The organism is Caballeronia temeraria (assembly GCF_001544795.2).
In the GTDB taxonomy this organism is placed as follows: domain Bacteria; phylum Pseudomonadota; class Gammaproteobacteria; order Burkholderiales; family Burkholderiaceae; genus Caballeronia; species Caballeronia temeraria.
On sequence record NZ_FCOI02000053.1, the window covers coordinates 1 to 19,751 of the forward strand.

Consider the following 19,751-nt stretch of genomic DNA (forward strand, 5'->3'; position numbering starts at 1 on the left):
AAAGTAGGTAATCGTCAGGCTCCTTATGCCGTACGACAAAAACCCCACCCCGCAAAGGTGGGGTTTTTGCGTTGGGGGCTTCGCCAATGAGCTTTCACGCAAGCTTGCGAATAGCAGATTGCTGATAATTTGCGATGCCAATCTTGTCGATGAGCCCGATCTGAATCTCCAGCCAGTCGATGTGATCCTCGGTAGCATCCAATAGCTCGACGAGGATATTCCTCGACACGAAGTCACGCACCGATTCGCAATAGACGACACCCTCCTTGCATTGAGCCTGAGCGGCCTTCTCGAGCTTGAGATCGTTCTGGAGTGCTTCGAGCGTATGCTTGCCGATCGCAAGCGGATGGATAGCCTGCAAATCAGGCAGTCCGTCGAGCATGAGGATGCGCTGAATCAGCTTGTCCGCATGCGTCAACTCATCCATCGACTCGTCGTATTCGTGGGCGCCGAGTTCTTCGAAGCCCCAGTGCTGATAGAGACGCCCGTGCAAAAGATACTGATGCACGGCCGTCAGTTCGTTCTTCAATTCGGCATTGAGATAGTCAATAACTTTCGGATCGCTTTGCATACGGTCTCCTGCCGGCCACGTTTGCACCCACTTTAGAATAGACGCTTAGCGTCGATAGTCCGACAACGAGATTCATTCGCATTTTCAGCCGATGGCGAGAAAATTGCTTCGGCTAGATCCTTCCGTTCATCCTGCGAGCATCGTCCGATGCCGAGACTCTCATTTTCCGCCCAGTTGACAGCGCTGTGGACGCTGATCGCGGCACTTTGCGGTCTGATGGCAGGCGCCGTCTGGCTCATCTATTCGTCGGCGCTCACCGAACGCGTGAACACCGCGACGCAAGAAGCGGCCTCGGCGTGTTCCGCGGTGGCATCGCGCTACGAACTGTCGATGCCTCGCGCGGGCGAGACCAACATCGATCTCATGCATGCCGTGCTCGATCTCGTGCTCATCAAAATCGATGGCATCGAAGGCGGGTTCTGGAGCAACGCACCTGCCGCGCGCGGTTTCCTCGCCTATGCGTTTCCGACTTATACGGGCAGCGGCGTCAAGCGCGATATCCCCGAAGCAGAGACGCCGCTCATCTTGCGCACGCTCGATTCAGCGGCGCGATCAGGCGCGACGCGGCGCGATGATCTGTCGACCGGCTCGGATGCCGTGATCGTCGTCGCGTGTCCGGTTCCCCGTCACGCGGACCTGTTCGTCTGGATGCTCACGCGCGCCCATCCGCCGCTCGGACCTTATGGTGAGCGCGCGGCAAGCATACTGGCAGGGGTGCTCGCGATCATCGTCGGGGCGGCGATTTTTCTGGCGCTTGCGCTACGGCGCTGGAAGCGAAACCTCACGCGCCTCGAATACGCGCTCGCCGCCGACGGCGACCTCGAGCAGAGCAAGCGACTCGACCAACTCGGCGAACGCGATCTGGACAAAATCGTCGATGCGCTCAACCGCTACACCGAACGCGCGCATCGGCTTCAGGAGCAGGCCGACGAACTGAGCGTGCAGCTTGCACGAGCCGAGCGCTTCGGCACGATCGGCAAGATGGCCGCGCAGATTGCCCACGAGATCCGCAATCCCGCCGGCGCCATGCGTCTGAAGGCTGAAAACGCGCTGGCTGGCGATGGCGCGCGGCGCGAAGCAGCACTGCGGTCGATCATCGAGCAGGTGGGACGCATCGAGACACAGCTCGCGAGCCTGCTCGCACTTACGCAGCCCGTGACGATCCGCGCGCGAGAGGTCGATGTCGCAACGTGGATCGAGAGCGTCGTGCAGGTGCATCTTCCCGGCGCGCAGAGCCGCGGCATCACGCTCGCGGCCGATGTGGACATCGCGTCTCCTGCCCGACTTCCCGCCTTCGATACCGTGCAGGTCGCGCGCGCATTGGACAACCTCATCGTCAACGCGCTGCGCCATGCGCCGGCAGGCGGGTACGTCACCGTAAGAGCGTCCGCACAAGGGGACGTGCTGAGACTCGAAGTCACCGACGACGGCCCGGGCGTGAACGCGAACGAACGTGAGCAAATCTTCGAGCCGTTCGTGACAGGCCGCCCGGATGGCTCGGGGCTCGGACTTGCCGTCGTGCGCGAGATTGCATCGGCGCACGGCGGACGCGCCTGGCTCGCCGACGATTCCCTTCAGACCCGCTTCGTGATCGACTTGCCATGGCGAACGTACTGATCATCGACGATGACGATGCTTTTCGCGAAGGCCTCGTCGAAACCGTGCAGGATCTGGGCCATACGCCGCTCGAGGCGCGCTCCGGCGAAGATGCGCTCGACCGTCTGCGCGAGCCGCCGCCGCCCGATTGCATCTTTCTCGACTTCCGTCTGCCGGGCGCGGACGGTCTCGCCGTGCTCGAATCGTTGCGCGGCATGCCAGGCCTGCAGTCGGTGCCCGTCGTGATGCTGACCGCGCACGCGACGAGCGACAACACGATCGGCGCAATGAGGCTCGGCGCATTCGAGCATTTGACGAAGCCTGTCGGTCGCGAGGACATCGCCGCGCTGCTCGAACGCATTCTCTCGGCGCACGCCGATGTGCCCGTCGCGCAAGTGTTCACCGACGAAGCCCCGCCGCGCGCACCGCAACTGCTCGGCGTGAGCGAAGCGATGCGCGACGTGCAAAAGCGGCTCGGCCGCGCGGCGGGAACGCACGCGACCGTGCTCATCACGGGCGAGACGGGTACCGGCAAGGAGGTGGCCGCGCGCGTGCTGCATCGCGCATCGGCGCGGGCGGGCGGGCCGTTCGTCGCGGTGAACTGCGCGGCGATTCCCGACGATCTGCTCGAAAGCGAACTCTTCGGTCACGGCAAGGGCGCTTTCACGGGCGCCTATGCCGACCGGCGCGGACGGCTCGAAGAGGCGCACGGCGGCACGCTCTTTCTCGATGAAATCGGCGACATGCCGCTCGCCATGCAGGCCAAGCTGCTGCGCGTGCTGCAGGAGCGGCAGGTCACGCCGCTCGGCACCAACCGCGCCGTCAACATCGATGTGCGGATCGTGGCCGCGACGCATCGCGATCTCAACCAGATGGTGTCGGCGGGCACGTTCCGGCAGGATCTGCTCTATCGGCTCAACGTGATTCCGCTGCACATGCCGCCTTTGCGCGAGCGCGTAGCCGACATCCTGCCGCTCGCCGAGCACTTTCTGTCGACGATCGCGTCATCGGCCGATGCTGTCCGAAAGCACCTGAGCGCGGATGCGCAGCGTTTGTTGGTCGCGCTCGCATGGCCCGGCAACGTGCGCGAGCTCGCCAACGCGATGGAGCGTGCAAGCGCGCTCGCGCCCGGCCCGCTCCTTACGCGTGACGATTTCGCGTTCCTCTTCGACGCGGCCGTCACAGCCGACGACGCGATCCCCGCGAGTCTCGCCGAGCTTCCGCTCAGCGAGGCCGTCGCGCGGCTGGAGCGCGCGTTGATCGCGCGTGCGCTCGTGCTCGCGCATGGCAACCGCGCCGAGGCCGCGCGCCGTCTCGGCATCAGCCGTCAGTCGCTTTACACGCGCATGGCGAGCCTGGGCCTGTCCGATCCCGCCTGATGCGCGGAAGGTGTCAAGCGATCGGACGACGTGTGTCCGTTTCCTTGACAGCGCATGCGCCCTTCGACGGGCAAGGTTACGATCCAGCATGCTTCGGTCGAATGGCATGCCCTTTGCAGAAGACTTCGCGTCACAGCAAAGGAGCGATCATGCAATCGACTTCGAAGCCTCTCTCACGCGCAGTGTGCCTCGCGGCATTTCTCGCAGCGAGCGCCGGATGCCTCGCGCAAACTCCGCCGATGGCCGCGCCCGTTCCTCCGCCGCCAGCCGACGCGGGAGCCGCCGCCACGACTCAAGTCACCGTCGCGCGTTTCCTCACCAATCCCGACGGCGACGTCGACGGATTTCTCACCACCGATGGCGCGCTGGTTCACTTCCCGCCGCACATGGGCGCGCAACTCACGTCGGCGGTTCGCAGCGGCGACGTCGTGCAGATCAGCGGCTGGCGCGATGCCGGCGGCAACTTCACGGCCCAGCGCATCGCCGATACGAACAGTGGTCAGCAAGTCGTCGATCAGCCGCCGATGCCCGGCGCGCCGCCCCCGCCGCGCGAGCTGAGAGGCGCCGGCCTTTCGCGTCTGAGCGCGCAGGGGCGCGTCGCGCACGTCACGACCGCGCCACGCGGCGAGCCCGATGGCGTGATTCTCGCGGACGGCACGGTGATCAAGCTCACGCCGCCCGTCGCGCAGCAGTTTGCGGCGCTCGTGCAGACCGGCGCGACGGTATCGGCGCAGGGATACGGCACGCGCAATCAGTACGGCACCGCGATGCAGGCGACGGCCTTCGGCTCGCCGGGGAAGCTCACGCAACTGTATGACCGCGTTCCGCCGATGCCCTGATCGGCGCTTTTACTTTCATCGAAACCTGGAGAAGCAACATGCATTGGATCGATCCCGAGAGCCTTCCGGAAACGCGCGGCAAGGTCACGCGTTTTCTGCTGAACCCGCACGGCGAAATCGACGGCTTCGTGCTCGGCGCGCGCCAGATTCACGTTCCACCTCATCTGTCGAAGCAGATTGCACGGCACGTCGCGCCCGGCGATGCCGTCAGCGTGCGCGGCGTCAAACCTCGCGGCGCGGACATGATCGCGGCCATCGCGCTCACGACGAAAAGCGGGAAAGTGATTCTCGACGAAGGTCCGCACCACGGCGGCGAGAAGCATCACAAGCCACACGTCGATCACAAGCCGATGGACGCGTCCGGCGAAGTCGTGCTTTCGCTCTTCGGACCGAAGGGCGAGCTGCGCGGCGCGCTGCTGGACGATGGCACGTCGCTGCGCATGCCGCCTCATGCCGCGAGCGAACTGGCTTCGTTTCTGAGCCCGGGCGCGCATGTTCACGCTTGGGGGCACGGCACGAAGAACCGATATGGCTGCACGATCGAGGTCGACGAGATCGCCGAGCTCATCGACGAAGCGGACGCTGCCTGACGCGATGCCGCCGCTTTCCTCGTGCTCGGCGCTCGGACTGTGGCTCTTCTTCGGCGCATCGCTCAAAGAGGCTTGCGGCGTGCATCGCGATGCAACCGGCAACGCGTCGCTCGCTGCGTGACGGCCATCCATGCAGCGCTATTCGAGTCACGGCGTGATTTTCATGCCTATAATCGAGCGCAAATGGAACGAGCCGCACACAGTACGCCTTGCGAATAAGAACAAGGAGAGCCGCCGTGCCCCGATCGAACCGTACCCGCGACCCCGTATTCTTCGGCCCGACTATTTCCAGCGCGGGCCGCCGGCAGTTTCTCGGCATGGCCGGCGCCGGCATGCTCGCGACACTTCTTCCAGGCTGCGGCAGCGATAGCTCCGGCTCGCAGTCATATCCGCAAACCGTCGCTATGGGGCAACAGGCGCTCCAGCAGGCCGTCTCCGATCCCGCGCAGCCCGTCGCGGCAATATCGGTGGCCATGCTCAAGGGCAACGATGTGTTCTGGCAGCAGGCGTTCGGCGTATCGTCGGTGCCGAGCCAGACCAAGGCGACAACTCAGACGCGCTTCAACATCGGATCGGTCAGCAAGCTCTTTGCGGCGCTCGCCGCGACGATACTGCAGGACCGCGGACTGATCACGCTCGATACGCCGATCGTCCGCTATCTGCCGACGTTCACGATGCTCTCTCCCGAGTACGCGAAGATCACCACGCGTCAGTTGCTTTCGCATTCGTCGGGATTGCCCGGCACCAATTCGCGCAACCTCTTCACGTTCGCGCCGGTGCCCGGATACGCGGCCGATACGCAGGCCGAACTGGCGAACACGCATCTCAAGCATTTGCCCGGCGAGCTTGCCGTGTATTGCAACGACGGCTTCACGATGGTCGAGCAGATCGTCCTCGCGATGACGGGACAGAGCTTTGCGAGTTTCGTCGAAGCGAACATCCTCGCGCCGCTGAAGATGACGAACTCCAGCTATCTCACGAGCGTGCCAGGCGAGGGAACGTTCTCGTATCCGTTTGCGAACGGCACGCAGTATCAGGAGTTCGTCAACGCATACGCGACCGGCGGCCTCAGTTCGACGCCCGGCGACATGATGAATCTTGCGCAGATGATTATCGGCGCGGGCATGTTCCAGGGACAGCGTGTCGTGTCGGCGGCGGGCATCGCGGAGATGGGCGCGGATCAATCGGCTGGACTCCTTATCAATCCATCGCCGGAATGGAAATGGGGACTTGGCTGGGATTCGGTGAAGCAGCCCGCGCTCGACGCCGCAGGCATACTCGGATGGGAAAAAGACGGTGGCACTGCCTTCTATTCGAGCGAGTTCTTCGTCGTGCCGCAAGCGCAACTCGCGTTGATGATAACGGGCAACTCCGGCTATGACGCCCGCAAGCTCGCCGAATCCCTCGTGCTGTCCGCATTGAAAGAGGACGGGACGATCGCCTCGTTGCCGTCCAAGGTCAGCACGACAGCGCCGTCGGCGGCGTCGGGGCCCGCTATCGTCGATGCAGCCGGAATCTATGGGAATTCCGATTCCCCCTTCCAGGTCATCGCCAATCCGGACGGCAGCCTGCAGTTGAATCAGTGGAGCGGCAAAACGCGCGTGTGGACGCAGGTCGGCGCATATCAGTATCGAAGCGACGGATGGTGGTGGAGCAATAGCGATACGGCGTCGTATCGCTTCGCCGTCGTTTCCGGAACCGATGGCAACGGCAACGCGTTCAGTTATCGCTATCTAATGAAGCGCGTTGCACCGGGCGCGGGGTACGCCTATCTCACGCTCGCGGTCGGGCAGCAGCTCGCCGCGCTGGCGCCGCTCGACAGCGCGTGGCAGCAGCGCCTCGGCACGCAGTGGACCTTGACGAACGACTCGCCGACCGCCGTGCCGATCGTCATCGACGGCAACGAGCCCGCTTATCTGACCACGTTGTCTGAATTGCCCGGCTACGTGCTGTACGGCAATACCGACCTTCGCTATCAGCTCTTCGTGCCGCTCGCGGACGATCGCGGCGGTATGTCGGTCAAAGTGCCGGGCAACTTCGGCCGCGACCTGTATGAGATTCGCTTTGCGTCTGCGAGCAGCGGCGCGACGTTGACGCTGGGAAGCTCGATCTACGACAAGGCCTGAACGCTTCGACGCCGGGTTCGTCTCATTCGAGGCTAATTTTGAGAAAGTAACCTGCTTCACAGCGGCGGTGCATGTGAAGCAGGTTCGATTCACGAAACGTCATGTGCTGCCTTCTACGAGACAAAGGAGCACATCATGTTCGCACTTCTTTCGCACCTTCTCGGCAAACTGGTTTCGCGCGACGACGTGCCTTCACACGGCGTCGTTAGCGGCTGGCTTCGCGATGCGAGCGGCGCGCGTCGAGATCCTTGATGGCCGGGAAAACTTCGTCGTCCCACGAGTCGAGTCCATAGGACCGGAGCACGAGATTACGTTCGACAAAAACCTCGAACATCGGCGTGCCGGGACGCAGGCGCTGGTCCTTCTGATTCTGCTCCGCGAGCCACTGAAGATCCCGGGGATAATCCTCCAACGCCTCGTTACTGGCTATGGAAGCACGTTCGACGATGAAAAGCTGCGCGCCAGGATGCGAGCGCGCCCAGGATTTGAAATGCCCTTCGCCGGCGAAAGGCCCCTTCCAGCGCACGCAGTATTTGCAGTCCCGCGCCGAGTGCACGACGAGTTCGATGACCTGGCCATCCGTCACCGTCGTATGGCTGACTTTCGCAGCCCGGACGTCCTTCGATTTCGGCGCCTGGACCGCGCTCTGAACTTCATCGGGAATGCTCGCACTGACGAACACCATGACCAACGCGACCAGCAGCGTTGGAAGCAGCCACTTCACGGTTCCACTCATGGCGTTGCGCATGATGACCTCGCCAGGCTGGTTCACAGAGCTTCTGTCAGCGACTCAATTCGCCTCGCGTCGCGTCGCCAGAAACGGCTTGCGTTCTTCGAGGCAGACCATGCCTTCGTACAGTTCGACGTAGGAATGAATCATCGCATCGAGGCTGAATTTGCGGGCATGCTGGCGCAGACGGTCATGCGTCGATGGATCGTCGAGTAAGTCACGCGCCTCGTGAATCTTGTCGATCAGCGTGTCTGGCCGGGCCACGTCGAACAGCAAGTTCGAACGCGGCTCGATGATTTCCGGAATGCCGCCCATGTTCGAGCCCACGACGGGCACGCCTTGCGAATACGCTTCGAGCACCACCAGTCCGAACGGTTCGTTCCAGACGGATGGCACGACCAGAATATCGATACCGCTCAGAAACTCCGCGGGTTCGACGCGGCCCAGGAAACTGACGCGCGGGTCCGCATATTTCGTCTTCAGTGATTCGACGAAGTCCTGGTCTCCGCTTCCGCCAATGGCCAGCGTCCAGTCGAGCGTCTGATCCGCAAGCAGTTGCTCCAACAAAAGTTCGACGCCCTTTTCAGGCAGCACGCGTCCGAGCATACCGAGTCGCAACGGCGAATGTCCGGCCGGTCTCGAATGCTGACCGGCTTTGGCGTCCTCCAAAGGCTGGTAGCAATTGTGGATGACGGTCGTTTTCGCAGCACGCGAAAAGAAGCCGCTCTCGACGTGCTTCTGCAACACGAAATCGCTCACGCCCACCGCCACGTTGACCTGCGCCGACGCGATCTGCTTCGGCTTTGCATAGAGCGAGCACACGCCGCACTGACTCGCGCACGGCTTTCCGGCACTGAGCATGCTCGATGTCGGGCACAGCAGATAATAATCGTGGATGGTGTGTACGATCGGCACGCCCGCGTTATTCGCGACGCGCCAAGCATCGACGGAAAGACACGAGAGGTTCGCGGTATGAACGATGTCCGGCTTCTCGCGCTCGATGATGTCGGCGAGCTTGCGCGTCATGGATGTGTTGCGGACGTCGATTGCGTGCCATATCAACTTGGCGACGCGAGAGTGCTCGCCGGGAGCATGCGGCCAGTACAGATTGGTCGATCGCAGACGATAAACCTTCGCGCCGTTCACCTCTTCGCTGCGGTCGTGGCCGCTGCCGGTCGCGCAGACCACGCAAACCTCGATGCCTGCCTTGATCAATCCATCGGCAAGGAGTCGTGTCGCGACTTCGGCGCCGCCGACCTCGTCTGGAAAATATAACGTGTTCGCGATCAGTACTTTCACGGCGTATGGATAAATTGCGGATCAATACGAGCCGGCGGCTTGGCGGTGCGGATTGCTTCGCGCGCGCCGTAGCCTCCTGAGCACTTGCCGATGATGTGACGGGGCGTATGTCCCTTCATATGTCGCGGCTCCGGTTTGACAGCGTATGAGCTGATGGCTAACAGTTGGCGCCGCGTCAGCCCGATTCGATCGACGGCAGGATGAACATCGAGCGTGGTCGGTCGAGCTGATATGTGATCCTGCAAGCTGTGCGGCCCAGTTTACCCCATCAAAAGCGAGGGGTATCGCGTTTTTTCAATTTGCGTGCTTCTTACATACTTTCCGGCTTCCTTATGAATCGATAGAGGACATGTACGGCGACCGACCGTTTTTATCTATGGCCGGCGGCAAGAAACGCATTACGGACATACGGCGCGTGGAATCGCCTGCTCTTCGAGCACGCTTTCATACAGCGCGCGATATGACTCGACCATGGCATCGACGCTGAAGCGCCGCGCGTATTCGCGGAAACGGTCGTGCACGCGCGGGTCTTCGAGCAGCGCAACGGCCTCATGCAGTTTGCCGATGATCGACGAAGGCCGCGCCATGTCGAATACCAGATTCGTGCGTGGCTCGATGACTTCGGGTATTCCGCCGGTATTTGCACCAACAACTGGCACGCCATGTGAATACGCTTCGACTGTGACCCGTCCGAACGGTTCATTCCAGATGGACGGCACGACGAGAATATCGATGCTGTCGTAAAAGGCGTCGGACTTCACGCGGCCGAGATATTCGATACGCGGATCGTCGTACTTCGACTTGAGCGCCTGGAGATAATCGGCATCGGCGTGGCCACCGACAGCGAGCGTCCATTGCAGCGTGTCGTCGGCGAGCAATTGCTCGAGCAGCACTTCCAGTCCCTTTTCCCGCGACACGCGCCCGAGCACGCCAAGCCGCACCGGGCCGCCCTGATAGTGGCGCGTGCGTAGCGGAGCAGCGGACGTTTCAAGCGATTCGCAAGCGTTGTAGATGACCGCCGTGCGCGCCGCACGCGAAAAATAGCCGCTTTCCAGATGCTTTTGCAGCACGAAGCGGCTCACGCCGACAGCGACCGCCACACGCGCCGATGCGACCCGCTTAGGCTGCGCATACACAGCGCAAACGCCGCACTGGCGCTGACACGGCTTCGAATGCGAGAACATGATCGCGGTCGGGCACATCAGATAGTAGTCGCGCGCCGTATGCACGATCGGCACGCCTGCATTGCGCGCGAGACGCCAGATATCGACGGACAGACACGAGAGATTGCTGGTGCTGATCACGTCCGGCTTTTCACGCGCGATGATGCTTGAGAGCTTGCGCGACATGATGACGTTATAGACATCGATCGCATGCCATATGAGCTTGGCAACGCGGCCATGCTTCTCACGCAGATGCGGCCAATAGAGATTGACCGAACGCAGCCGGTACACCTTGACACCATTGACGTCGGCCACATGGTCGACACCCGATCCGGTCGCGCAGACGACGCAGACTTCGATGCCTGCGCGAACCAGACCTTCGGCGAGAAGTCGCGTCGATACTTCCGCTCCTCCGGGTTCATCCGGAAAGTAGAGTGTGTTCACGATCAGTATCTTCACGACGTCGGAGTCCCCTTGAAAAGGCCTATGCAGAAACACGGCGGAGCGAAGTGCTCCCAGGGTTCGACGATCGAGGAGACGAAAGAAAAACCCCGGAAAACAAGGCAGAAAGTGGATTCATCATACTCGACGGTGAGCTAACGGTGTATTTACTGAATCGTGAACACGGTGCTTCACCATCTGCTTGTATTGCCATGACAGCGACTCGCGCGAGCGCTTGGCGGCTCGACTGCGATGCTGGAAACATAACAGTTCGCGAACCGGCGTTCAATGTGATGCCGCACATAGACGCTCGATGGCACCGCGTGTTGGAAAAGCAATGAGCGAGCCGCGGACACGCGCCGCAAGCTCGCACAGACCAGATGTTTCGAACGAGCACTGAACGACGCGGCTCGCACCGCGGCGTTCGCATTCCCGTTATTGCGGCTCGTACCACGAATAAGTCGGAAGCGTGCTGATGGGCGTGCCGATCTGGAACGTGATATCCCGCAGCGAAGTCAGCGGAATGTTGCGCGGGTCGCCGGTATAGCGCCGGACATCGCCGTTATCGTTGATATAGATCACGATGTTGCCCGTGATGCCCGCCACATTCGTGCTGGAGAGCGGCTGCCCCCAGATATCGAAGAACTGCCCGAGCGTGAAGTTCTTTATGTTCGGCGTTTCGATATGAATGATGCCGGTGTTGTCGTGCGTATGCGTTTCATAGTTGCACTGCGGCAGGATGCCGACATTCTTCGGGAACGCGAGCCATTGCCCGTCCTTGAAGATCGCGACATGCGAGTGCACGTGGAACGTCTCGGCCATGCCCGCCGCGCAGATCAGACCATCGACCGTTGCGCCGGTGCCGCCCGTCGCCGTGTTGCCGTCTGCAAAGTACGACGTGCCCACGACGCCGCCATAGCTGAGTGTCGTAACCGTCGATGTGAACGGCGGCGGATCGGTCCACTGATACGTTGCGATCTGGGCAGGCGGCGTGCCGATGGCGAGCGTGACTTCGCCGTGCTGCGGCAGCGCGAGGCTCGCGAGATCGCCGGTGTACTTGGTGAGCGTGCCGCCCGTGTTCACCCATGCGGTGACGTCGCCGGTGAGGCCCGCCACGTTGGTCGTGCTGAGCGGCTGACCCCAGACGGCGAAGAACTGACCCAGCGTGTAAGACGTAGTGGACGTCACATCCATGCGGATCTTGCCGGAAGCATCGACGGTGTGGACCGGATAGACGCAGCCCGTTTGCCGCGCCATGGTCGGCGCCACGGTGCCGATATTCGTCGGCAGCGTGAGCTGTTTGCCGTTCTGATAGATCGACAGATGCGAATAGCTGTACTTGCTGCCGGCGACGGCGCAATTGAGGTTGCTGACTGCCTGGCCGGTGCCGCCGGTGGACGTCGAGCCGTCGCTCCATTGCGCGGTGCCGACGGTCGTGCCATCGACGAGCGCAGTCGCGGCGGCGAGCGTCGGCGTCGTGCTCGTCGCGGGTGTGGTCCCGCCTGAGGGTGTTGTGGTTCCGCCTGAGGGCGTGCTTCCGCCGGTGCCGCCCGAACTCGTCGGCGAGCTCGAGTCGCTGCCCGAACTGCCGCCGCCACCGCCGCCGCATGCGGCAAGCAATGCGAGCGCCGTGGCGGCGACTGCGCCGCTCATCCAGCGAATATGCATATGTTTCTCTTTGAGCATGTGTCTCCGCCCCTTGATGGAAATGCTGAAGGTATTGCGGGTTGCACTGCGGACGCACGCGCGATGCGTGCCTGGCGTGCATCCAGCATCGGAAGCGTCGCGGGCCGCTCTCGACGCAAGCGAAACGTTTGCTCGGGAGACGGTTGCGAAACGATTGACGCAAGTGTTGACGCCTGTCGCTGCGGTGTTCGTTGATCGACCGAATGCCTGACGGTCGGACGTACGCCGATCAAGTGCAGCGATTCATCGAAAGAGAGAAACCGGTCCGGTCATCTGGCTCACCGGCCAGAGGCGGTCCGGTCATCTGGCTCACCGGCCAGAGGCAATGTAGCGTCGATATTTTGTCGTCGCAAGCAGAACTACTTTTAGACACGTGTTTGAATTGCATGGCTTTCGGGTGTGTGCGCTCGCGTACATACGCACGACCGCGTATTCAGCAGAAAATCGAAGTCTTGATCGAAGTGTCGTCCGGCAAAGAGCAACGCACGACGAAAGACGGTACGCTTGAAAGGGCAGCCGGACAGGGGCAGACGGTTTTTCGTCTGACGTAAAGAAATATAGGAGCCGAGTGAATGACTCTCTCGAAGGCGCTCTTCCACAGCGTAAGGGATTGGTTGCCCGACAACCTGTACTTGACTATTTATCATCGTCGCAGGATCGGGCGCTTTCCAAAGCTGCGCAATCCGACGACGTTCAACGAAAAAATCCTGCGGCGCTGTCTCGAACCCGACCCGCGTTTCGGTGATCTGAGCGACAAGCTGAAGGTGCGCGATTACGTCGCCGGGAAGATCGGCAGCGAGTATCTCGTGCCGCTCGTGGCCGAGCCTTCGGACTTCACGCGAAGTGTTTTCGATGCCCTTCCGCAAGCCTTCGTCATGAAGGCGAATCACGGCAGCGGATTCGTGCACGTCGTCCGCGACAAGAGCGAAACGTCGTTCGAGAAACTCGATGCAATGGCGCGAAGCTGGTTATCGACCGACTTCTATGCGATCGCGCGCGAGCGGCATTACCGCACCATCGAGCGGCGCATTTTCTTCGAGGCGCTGCTCACCGGCGAAGACGGCAAGGTTCCGCCCGACCTGAAATTCCATGTCTTCAACAAGCAATCGGGCGAGCCGAAGATCTTCATCCTCGTCATCACGGATCGTTTCGGCGCGCCGCGCGGCGACATGTACGACGAGAACTGGAACATTCTCGACATCGGCATGGGCCACTACCCGCGCAGTCCGACGCCGGCGCCTCGGCCGGCCAACCTGGAGGCGCTCGTGTCGATCGCACGCGCCCTCGCCAGCGATTTCGAATTCGTGCGTGTCGATCTGTATGATGCGAAAGACAAGATTTACTTCGGTGAGCTAACGTTCACGCCGGGTGCGGGCATGTTCGCGCTCCATCCGGACAAGGTGGACTACGAGTGGGGCAGTCTGATGTAGTTTCAGGCGCGGTTCATTTCGCAGCGGGCCGAAAAGCGGTTCGGTCCGACGATTGATACTATCGAGCGATCTCACCACGTCTCGATTCCATGTCCTCTGCCGCAGTCTCCGCGCCGCGCGTCGGTCCGCTCTTCGCCCTCGTTCCCTTCCTGCGGCCGTATGCCGGGCGCTGGGCGCTCGCGTTTCTCGCGCTCGTGACGTCGGCGGGCGCGACGCTGACGCTGCCGATGGCGTTCCGATACCTCATCGACCGCGGCTTCGCGAGCGGTGACCGGACGCATATCGATCGATACTTCATCGCGCTCTTCGTCGTCTCGCTCATCCTCGCCGGCGCCACGGCGCTGCGCTTCTACTGGGTTTCATGGCTCGGCGAGCGGGTCACGGCCGATTTGCGGCGCGCAGTCTACGATCACATCATGGGCATGAGCCCGCAATTCTTCGAGACCACGCAAACGGGCGAAGTCCTCTCACGCCTCACGACCGATACGACACTCATCCAGACGGTCGTGGGCACGAGCCTGTCGCTCGGGTTGCGCAACGCCTTGCTGACGGCGGGCGGCATCGCGATGCTCGTGATGACGAGCCCGGTGCTCTCCGGCTACATCATCGCCGTGCTGATCGTGGTGGTTGCGCCCATCGTTTTCTTCGGACGGCGCGTCCGGCGGCTTTCGCGAGCGAGCCAGGACAAGGTCGCGAACGCGAGCGCGCTGGCGGGCGAAGTGCTCAATGCGATGCCCACCGTGCAGTCGTACACGCAGGAGGCATTCGAGGCGCGGCGCTTCGGCACGGCGGTGGAAGCGGCTTTCGATACCGCGCTCACGCGAATCCGCGCCCGCGCCGGGCTGACGGTCGTGGTCATCACGTTCGTGTTCGCCGCCATCGTGTTCGTGCTGTGGCTCGGCGCGCAGGCGGTGCTGGCGCGGCAGATGACCGCGGGCCAGTTGTCCCAGTTCATCCTTTACGCCGTGTTCACGGCGGGCGCCGTCGGAACGCTTGCGGAAGTGTGGGGCGATCTGCAACGGGCCGCCGGCGCAACCGACAGACTCATGCAGTTGCTGGCCGCGCGCTCGCCCGTGACCGAGGCCGAAACGACTGTGCCGATGCCCGCAGCAGGCGAGGGCATCCGCTTCGACAATGTTGGCTTCTCGTATCCGTCCCGTCCGGGCGTTGCGGCCTTGTCGGCGTTCTCGCTCGATGTGCGCCCGGGTGAACACGTCGCGCTCGTCGGGCCATCGGGCGCGGGCAAGACCACGCTGTTCCAGTTGCTGCTGCGCTTCTACGATCCCCAGTCCGGCAGCATCCAGATCAACGGCGTTGCAACGCGGCAGATGTCCCTCGCTACGTTGCGCAACGCGATCGGCGTCGTGTTGCAGGACTCAGTGATCTTTTCGGGCAGCGTGCTCGACAACATTCGTTACGGCATGCCCGATGCAACGCTCGCGCAGGTTCGACACGCCGCCGGGATGGCCGCTGCCGCCGGTTTCATCGAGCAGCTTCCGCAGGGCTACGACACGTTTCTCGGCGAGCGCGGCGTGAGGCTGTCCGGCGGGCAGCGTCAGCGGCTCGCGATCGCACGCGCGATCCTGCGTAATCCGCCTATCCTGTTACTCGACGAGGCCACCAGCGCACTCGATGCCGCGAGCGAGCGCCTCGTGCAAACAGCGCTCGACAATGCCGCGCAAAATCGTACGACACTGGTCATCGCGCATCGGCTGGCTACGGTGCAGCAGGCCGACCGCATCGTCGTGATGGAGCAGGGGCGGATCGTCGCGCAAGGCCGTCACGCCGATCTGCTTCAAAGCTCGCCGCTCTATGCGCAGCTTGCGGCGCTGCAGTTCGGCGAGTTCGTGCGAAGCGATGCTGCATAGCCCGACGATGCCGGGCCACGTACGTTGAATGTTCATCGAGGTCGAACCATGCAGATCCAGACGGGTAACCTTTTCAGCTTCGACGCGAAGCGCGGCAACGAAGAGCAGATCGATATGCTCGTGACGGGACAACGCCTGAACGTGGAGCGAATCGTATCGATGGGGCACGCGAGCCCCGAAGGCTTCTGGTACGACGACTCGCGTGCCGAGTGGGTCGTATTGCTATCGGGTGCGGCCGCGCTCGAATTCGAAGAGGATTCGACGCTGCATGAGATGCGTCCCGGCGACTACGTGCTGATCGAGCCGCATTGCCGGCATCGGGTCGCATGGACGCATGCGGACGAGCCGACGGTATGGCTTGCGATCTATCACGAACGCCGCACGTGAGCGCGCCAGGCCAGTATCGAGCGGCAAACGTTTGCATTCGTCCGCGTTCACGATTTCGCAACATCGGAGCGATCCGCACGGGCCTTTGTCACTGAAACTTCACGAAGAAGCCTTAGCGTGCACTGTTTCTTCATACATCGGCTTGCGTCGCCATGCATCCAGCGTTTTCAAGCTTTCGCCGCTTTTCCGGGCAGCGTGATCTTCGTACTGCCGGAGATCTTTGCAGGGAAGTCCCTTTCGTCGACGCCGAGTCCAACTCGCTCGTCATGGAAATCTTCTCCGCGCGTCGCGACATGGGAAGTCTTGCGGTGATCGAAGGCCTTCGTCCCATCGGACTGATCAATCGCGATATTTTCATGTCGCAGATGAGCAAGCCTTTTCATCGCGAGCTTTACGACAAGAAGAGTTGCATCGCGTTCATGGACAAGGAGCCGCTGATCGTCGAGGCTGACGTAAGCATTGAAACGCTCGCATTCAGGACGGTCGATGCCGGCGAGAAGGCGCTCGTCGATGGTTTCATCGTCACGCGCGACGGGCGTTTCTCGGGCGTGGGCAGCGGCCTCGAACTGGTGAGCGCGGTCGCCGAAATGCAGGCGGAGAAGAACCGCCAGATCATGCAGAGCATTGAGTATGCGAGCGTGATACAGCGCGCCATGCTGCGAGCGTCCGATGAGACCGTGTCGACACAGCTTCGCGATGTCGCAATGGTGTGGGAGCCGCGCGACGTGGTCGGCGGAGACTTCTATCATTTCGCCGCTTTTCCGCACGGCTGGTTCGGCGCCGTGGCCGATTGCACCGGTCACGGCGTTCCCGGCGCGTTCATGACCTTGCTTGCGTCGGCATCGTTGTCGAAGGCGATGGAGCAGATCGGTCCGCGTGACCCCGCCGCGCTGCTCTCGGCGGTCAATCGCAACGTCAAGGGCTTGCTGGGGCAGGTGAACAACGCGGCCGGCGGACCTCAATCCAACGATGGCCTGGATACCGCGTTCTTCTGGTTCGATGCCGCGGAAAACATGTTGCATTACGCGGGCGCTCGCGTCGCGCTGCATATCCTCTCGCCCGATGCAACGGAGTTCGAAACGATCGCCGCCGATCGCATGGGCGTGGGTTATGTCGACAGCCGCGCGGATCATGAATGGACGCTGCGCGCGATTCCAGTGGCCACCGGCAGCCTGATCTTCATCTGCACGGACGGACTGACCGATCAGATCGGAGGACCGCGAAGCATTTCCTTTGGCCGGCGCCGTGTACTCGACGTGATACGCGAGCATCGTGCCGAATCGCCGTCGACGATCTGCGAGCACGTTCGGCTTTCGCTTGCCGAATGGCAAGGCGTACAGGCGCGCCGCGACGATGTCACGTTCTTTTGTGCCCGAATCTAGTACAACTCAAGCATGTCTCAACTACTCGATCATGACAGCGCCTTTTTCGATCTGGCGCAGCGACGCAATGTTCTCTTCTATCACAAGGGCTATTTCTCGCATAACATCGTCGCGGCAATGGGCGAAGTGGTGAAGCTGCAACTGGAAGTCGCCGGTGTAAGCGGCCCCACGCGCCGCAAGCTCTTTTCTTCATTCGTCGAGCTATCGCAGAACATCGTCCACTATTCGTCGAATGCGCTTTTGCAAGGCGGCGCGGGCGAAGGCGCGATACGCGAGGGCGCGGTGTGCATCTCGAACGACGGCGATCATTACGTCATGTTATGCGTCAATCCGATGGCGACCGCTGAAGTAGAGAGTCTGCGCAATAAGCTCGAGCCTTTGCGCAACATGTCTCTCGACGAAATCAAACAGGCCTACAAAATATCATTGCGCGCCGATACGCCAGAGGACAGCAAAGGCGCCGGTTTAGGCTTTCTGACCATGGCGCGCGATGCGAGCGCACCGCTCGAATTCGCTTTTCATCCGCGTACCGATGAACCCGGGACCACGCTGTTTTGCCTCATGGCCATCATCTGAGCAGGAACGCACGAGAATCATGCATAACTTCTACATTGCCGCGACGACGACATCGCCCGAGGTCGACTTCCGCTTCGACCAGCACGCGTTGTCGCTCAAAGGCGAGTCCTATCCCGAGAATGCGGCCGCTTTTTATGCGCCCGTCATCGAGCAGATGCAAGCGTATCTTGCCGGAAATGCCGGAGCGATCGTCACCATCGATGTTGCGCTGACTTACTTCAATAGCTCGAGCACCAAGATGCTGTTCAGCATGTTCGACGCGCTGGACGAGGCGGCGCAATCCGGCAGCCGCGTGCTGATGAACTGGTATCACGACGAAGAGGACGAGACCATCGCGGAGTTCGGTGAAGAACTGAAGTCCGATTTTCGCGCGATCGAATTCACGGATCGTCCCATCGCTCATCTGGGACGATAGGGATGGCTTCGTCATCCTCCGATCTGCCGCCGGCCGCGACGCCCGATCTCTTTCAGAACGAGAACGCGGCGCTGGACAAAGCTCGCGCGATGCATGCGATGACCGACGCGAATGCCGCGGAGTATCGAGCGTCCCTGGGCGAACTGATCGATCAATTCGAGCGTCTGATGCGGGAAACGCGGCGTCTGATCGGCCGCAGCGACCGCGCCGAGCGCGAGATGCAGGCGCTTGCGCAGCAACTGGCGCATCGCGCATCGCACGATGCACTGACAGGCGTGCTGAATCGAAGCGCTGTCATCGAGCAGGCCGCGAAGGCGCTGCGCACGACCAGCACGGCGATGATCGTTCTCGATATCGACGAGTTCAAACGCATCAACGATGACTTCGGCCATCCCACGGGCGATGCGGTGATTCTCGGCGTCGTCGATTGTCTGCGGCGAATCGTGGGCGATCGCGGTTTCATCGGCCGAGTGGGCGGCGAGGAGTTCACCGTGCTCTTGCCCGGTCACGACCCGGACGGCGCGGCGCTGCTTGCCGAGCGCATGCGTGAAGCCATCAGCGACACGCTGATCGTTCCACCGGTAGACCGCCGCATTACGGCGAGCTTCGGTGTCAGCAACAGTGAAGCCGGTACCGGCTTCGACATCGCCTACGGACTCGCCGACGCCGCGCTCTATCGCGCCAAGCGAAGTGGACGCAATCGCGTTGAAATCGCGGATCTATAGCTTTACTTTCTGCGTCGCTGATTCACGAGCTTCACGATATCCGTGGTCGGCGCGCTGGTGAGCAGGCGAGCGATGTCGTCGACGTGAACCCAGCGGCATTTGGATATTTCATTGCTCGGGCGAGCTTTGGCGCGATCCGAAACTTCGCAGGCAAACACGTGATGGTGTTTCTGCTTGCCGCGGAAATCGAAGAGATATTTCGCCGACTTTCCTGAAAGCCGCGCTTCTTCCCGGAGTTCGCGCAATGCAGCTTCCGGAAGATGTTCTCCGCGTTTGAGTATTCCACCGGGCAATGCCCATTTCGACTGGCTACGAGCGACGAGAAGGATTCGCTTACCTCTGCGACAGATCACGGTGGCGCGCTTCTTCAAACCGATCTCCCTTTTTTTCCAGGCATTTTCGAGGCGTTCGATGCGCCATCGTATCGGCAGTGCTTGATGTAGCTGGGTATCCTAATACAGAAGATATCCGGCGGCGAGGCCGAAAAGCGCGGGCGGCGTACACGCCACACTCGAAACAGCGTTTCATCAAACCGTCACAAAAACGCG

19 protein-coding genes are annotated in these 19,751 nt (G+C 61.8%); 12 read left to right on the forward strand and 7 right to left on the reverse strand.

Annotated elements, in window-relative coordinates; translation table 11 throughout:
* Nucleotides 1-94: 94 nt before the first annotated feature.
* Nucleotides 95-571, reverse strand: coding sequence for a bacterioferritin (bfr, locus tag AWB76_RS36665; protein WP_061164977.1), 477 nt, complete (start codon nucleotides 569-571; stop codon nucleotides 95-97).
* Between the two features lie 147 nt (nucleotides 572-718).
* Between bfr and AWB76_RS36670 the strand changes: the two genes are divergently transcribed.
* The 5 genes from AWB76_RS36670 (at nucleotide 719) to AWB76_RS36690 (ending at nucleotide 7,101) form a co-directional block, all read left to right on the forward strand.
* On the forward strand, nucleotides 719-2,188 hold the full coding sequence (locus tag AWB76_RS36670; protein ID WP_061164978.1) for a sensor histidine kinase: 1,470 nt from the start codon (nucleotides 719-721) through the stop codon (nucleotides 2,186-2,188).
* A complete protein-coding gene (locus tag AWB76_RS36675; protein ID WP_061164979.1) occupies nucleotides 2,173-3,546 on the forward strand; it encodes a sigma-54-dependent transcriptional regulator in 1,374 nt (457 codons plus the stop codon). Before AWB76_RS36670 ends, AWB76_RS36675 begins: the two co-directional genes overlap by 16 nt.
* Nucleotides 3,547-3,695: 149 nt before the next feature.
* Nucleotides 3,696-4,385, forward strand: a complete 690-nt coding sequence (locus tag AWB76_RS36680) for a hypothetical protein (protein WP_061165001.1) — start codon at nucleotides 3,696-3,698, stop codon at nucleotides 4,383-4,385.
* A gap of 38 nt (nucleotides 4,386-4,423) precedes the next feature.
* A complete protein-coding gene (locus tag AWB76_RS36685) occupies nucleotides 4,424-4,975 on the forward strand; it encodes a hypothetical protein (protein WP_061164980.1) in 552 nt (183 codons plus the stop codon).
* 236 nt (nucleotides 4,976-5,211) lie between these two features.
* The gene (locus AWB76_RS36690) at nucleotides 5,212-7,101 is read left to right on the forward strand and encodes a serine hydrolase domain-containing protein (protein ID WP_061164981.1); all 1,890 of its coding nucleotides are present in this window, start codon (nucleotides 5,212-5,214) and stop codon (nucleotides 7,099-7,101) included.
* A 205-nt stretch (nucleotides 7,102-7,306) separates the two neighbouring features.
* Here AWB76_RS36690 and AWB76_RS36695 read toward each other — a convergent pair whose 3' ends face one another.
* The 5 genes from AWB76_RS36695 to AWB76_RS36710 all read right to left on the reverse strand — a co-directional run bounded on the left by AWB76_RS36695 (nucleotide 7,307) and on the right by AWB76_RS36710 (nucleotide 12,420).
* Nucleotides 7,307-7,849 (reverse strand): hypothetical protein, encoded by a 543-nt coding sequence (locus AWB76_RS36695; RefSeq protein ID WP_157696303.1) that lies wholly within the window; start codon nucleotides 7,847-7,849, stop codon nucleotides 7,307-7,309.
* 42 nt (nucleotides 7,850-7,891) lie between these two features.
* Nucleotides 7,892-9,130 carry a glycosyltransferase family 4 protein gene (locus tag AWB76_RS36700; protein WP_061164983.1) on the reverse strand — a complete coding sequence of 413 codons (1,239 nt, stop codon included), beginning with the start codon at nucleotides 9,128-9,130 and terminating at the stop codon, nucleotides 7,892-7,894.
* Entirely contained in the window at nucleotides 9,127-9,249 is a 123-nt protein-coding gene (locus AWB76_RS42805; RefSeq protein WP_279616474.1) for a hypothetical protein, read from the reverse strand. Before AWB76_RS42805 ends, AWB76_RS36700 begins: the two co-directional genes overlap by 4 nt.
* 279 nt (nucleotides 9,250-9,528) lie before the next feature.
* On the reverse strand, nucleotides 9,529-10,737 hold the full coding sequence (locus tag AWB76_RS36705) for a glycosyltransferase family 4 protein (protein WP_244173654.1): 1,209 nt from the start codon (nucleotides 10,735-10,737) through the stop codon (nucleotides 9,529-9,531).
* Between the two features lie 432 nt (nucleotides 10,738-11,169).
* On the reverse strand, nucleotides 11,170-12,420 hold the full coding sequence (locus AWB76_RS36710) for a hypothetical protein (RefSeq protein ID WP_244173656.1): 1,251 nt from the start codon (nucleotides 12,418-12,420) through the stop codon (nucleotides 11,170-11,172).
* 572 nt (nucleotides 12,421-12,992) lie between these two features.
* Here AWB76_RS36710 and AWB76_RS36715 point away from each other — a divergent pair.
* From AWB76_RS36715 to AWB76_RS36745, 7 genes are all read left to right on the forward strand, one after another.
* Nucleotides 12,993-13,850 (forward strand): ATP-grasp fold amidoligase family protein, encoded by an 858-nt coding sequence (locus tag AWB76_RS36715; protein ID WP_061164985.1) that lies wholly within the window; start codon nucleotides 12,993-12,995, stop codon nucleotides 13,848-13,850.
* Nucleotides 13,851-13,939: 89 nt separating this feature from the next.
* Complete coding sequence (locus AWB76_RS36720; RefSeq protein WP_061164986.1) at nucleotides 13,940-15,718, forward strand: ABC transporter transmembrane domain-containing protein; 1,779 nt, start codon at nucleotides 13,940-13,942, stop codon at nucleotides 15,716-15,718.
* 48 nt (nucleotides 15,719-15,766) lie between these two features.
* Nucleotides 15,767-16,105, forward strand: a complete 339-nt coding sequence (locus tag AWB76_RS36725; RefSeq protein ID WP_061164987.1) for a cupin domain-containing protein — start codon at nucleotides 15,767-15,769, stop codon at nucleotides 16,103-16,105.
* A 266-nt stretch (nucleotides 16,106-16,371) separates the two neighbouring features.
* The gene (locus tag AWB76_RS36730; protein WP_061164988.1) at nucleotides 16,372-17,487 is read left to right on the forward strand and encodes a SpoIIE family protein phosphatase; all 1,116 of its coding nucleotides are present in this window, start codon (nucleotides 16,372-16,374) and stop codon (nucleotides 17,485-17,487) included.
* 12 nt (nucleotides 17,488-17,499) lie between these two features.
* A complete protein-coding gene (locus AWB76_RS36735; protein ID WP_061164989.1) occupies nucleotides 17,500-18,063 on the forward strand; it encodes a SiaB family protein kinase in 564 nt (187 codons plus the stop codon).
* A 19-nt stretch (nucleotides 18,064-18,082) separates the two neighbouring features.
* On the forward strand, nucleotides 18,083-18,478 hold the full coding sequence (locus tag AWB76_RS36740; RefSeq protein ID WP_061164990.1) for a DUF1987 domain-containing protein: 396 nt from the start codon (nucleotides 18,083-18,085) through the stop codon (nucleotides 18,476-18,478).
* 2 nt (nucleotides 18,479-18,480) lie between these two features.
* Nucleotides 18,481-19,203, forward strand: a complete 723-nt coding sequence (locus AWB76_RS36745; protein WP_061164991.1) for a GGDEF domain-containing protein — start codon at nucleotides 18,481-18,483, stop codon at nucleotides 19,201-19,203.
* Between the two features lie 2 nt (nucleotides 19,204-19,205).
* Here the strand turns inward: AWB76_RS36745 and AWB76_RS36750 are convergent, their stop codons facing one another.
* Nucleotides 19,206-19,574, reverse strand: a complete 369-nt coding sequence (locus AWB76_RS36750; protein WP_061164992.1) for an NUDIX hydrolase — start codon at nucleotides 19,572-19,574, stop codon at nucleotides 19,206-19,208.
* Nucleotides 19,575-19,751 lie beyond the last annotated feature (177 nt).

Excerpts from the sequence above, each read along its gene's own strand:
- bfr (WP_061164977.1), bottom strand. The coding sequence starts at position 571 with ATGCAAAGCGATCCGAAAGTTATTGACTATCTCAATGCCGAATTGAAG.
- AWB76_RS36670 (WP_061164978.1), top strand. The coding sequence starts at position 719 with ATGCCGAGACTCTCATTTTCCGCCCAGTTGACAGCGCTGTGGACGCTG.
- AWB76_RS36675 (WP_061164979.1), top strand. The coding sequence starts at position 2,173 with ATGGCGAACGTACTGATCATCGACGATGACGATGCTTTTCGCGAAGGC.
- AWB76_RS36680 (WP_061165001.1), top strand. The coding sequence starts at position 3,696 with ATGCAATCGACTTCGAAGCCTCTCTCACGCGCAGTGTGCCTCGCGGCA.
- AWB76_RS36685 (WP_061164980.1), top strand. The coding sequence starts at position 4,424 with ATGCATTGGATCGATCCCGAGAGCCTTCCGGAAACGCGCGGCAAGGTC.
- AWB76_RS36695 (WP_157696303.1), bottom strand. The coding sequence starts at position 7,849 with ATGCGCAACGCCATGAGTGGAACCGTGAAGTGGCTGCTTCCAACGCTG.
- AWB76_RS42805 (WP_279616474.1), bottom strand. The coding sequence starts at position 9,249 with ATGAAGGGACATACGCCCCGTCACATCATCGGCAAGTGCTCAGGAGGC.
- AWB76_RS36710 (WP_244173656.1), bottom strand. The coding sequence starts at position 12,420 with ATGCTCAAAGAGAAACATATGCATATTCGCTGGATGAGCGGCGCAGTC.
- AWB76_RS36715 (WP_061164985.1), top strand. The coding sequence starts at position 12,993 with ATGACTCTCTCGAAGGCGCTCTTCCACAGCGTAAGGGATTGGTTGCCC.
- AWB76_RS36720 (WP_061164986.1), top strand. The coding sequence starts at position 13,940 with ATGTCCTCTGCCGCAGTCTCCGCGCCGCGCGTCGGTCCGCTCTTCGCC.
- AWB76_RS36725 (WP_061164987.1), top strand. The coding sequence starts at position 15,767 with ATGCAGATCCAGACGGGTAACCTTTTCAGCTTCGACGCGAAGCGCGGC.
- AWB76_RS36730 (WP_061164988.1), top strand. The coding sequence starts at position 16,372 with ATGGAAATCTTCTCCGCGCGTCGCGACATGGGAAGTCTTGCGGTGATC.
- AWB76_RS36735 (WP_061164989.1), top strand. The coding sequence starts at position 17,500 with ATGTCTCAACTACTCGATCATGACAGCGCCTTTTTCGATCTGGCGCAG.
- AWB76_RS36740 (WP_061164990.1), top strand. The coding sequence starts at position 18,083 with ATGCATAACTTCTACATTGCCGCGACGACGACATCGCCCGAGGTCGAC.
- AWB76_RS36745 (WP_061164991.1), top strand. The coding sequence starts at position 18,481 with ATGGCTTCGTCATCCTCCGATCTGCCGCCGGCCGCGACGCCCGATCTC.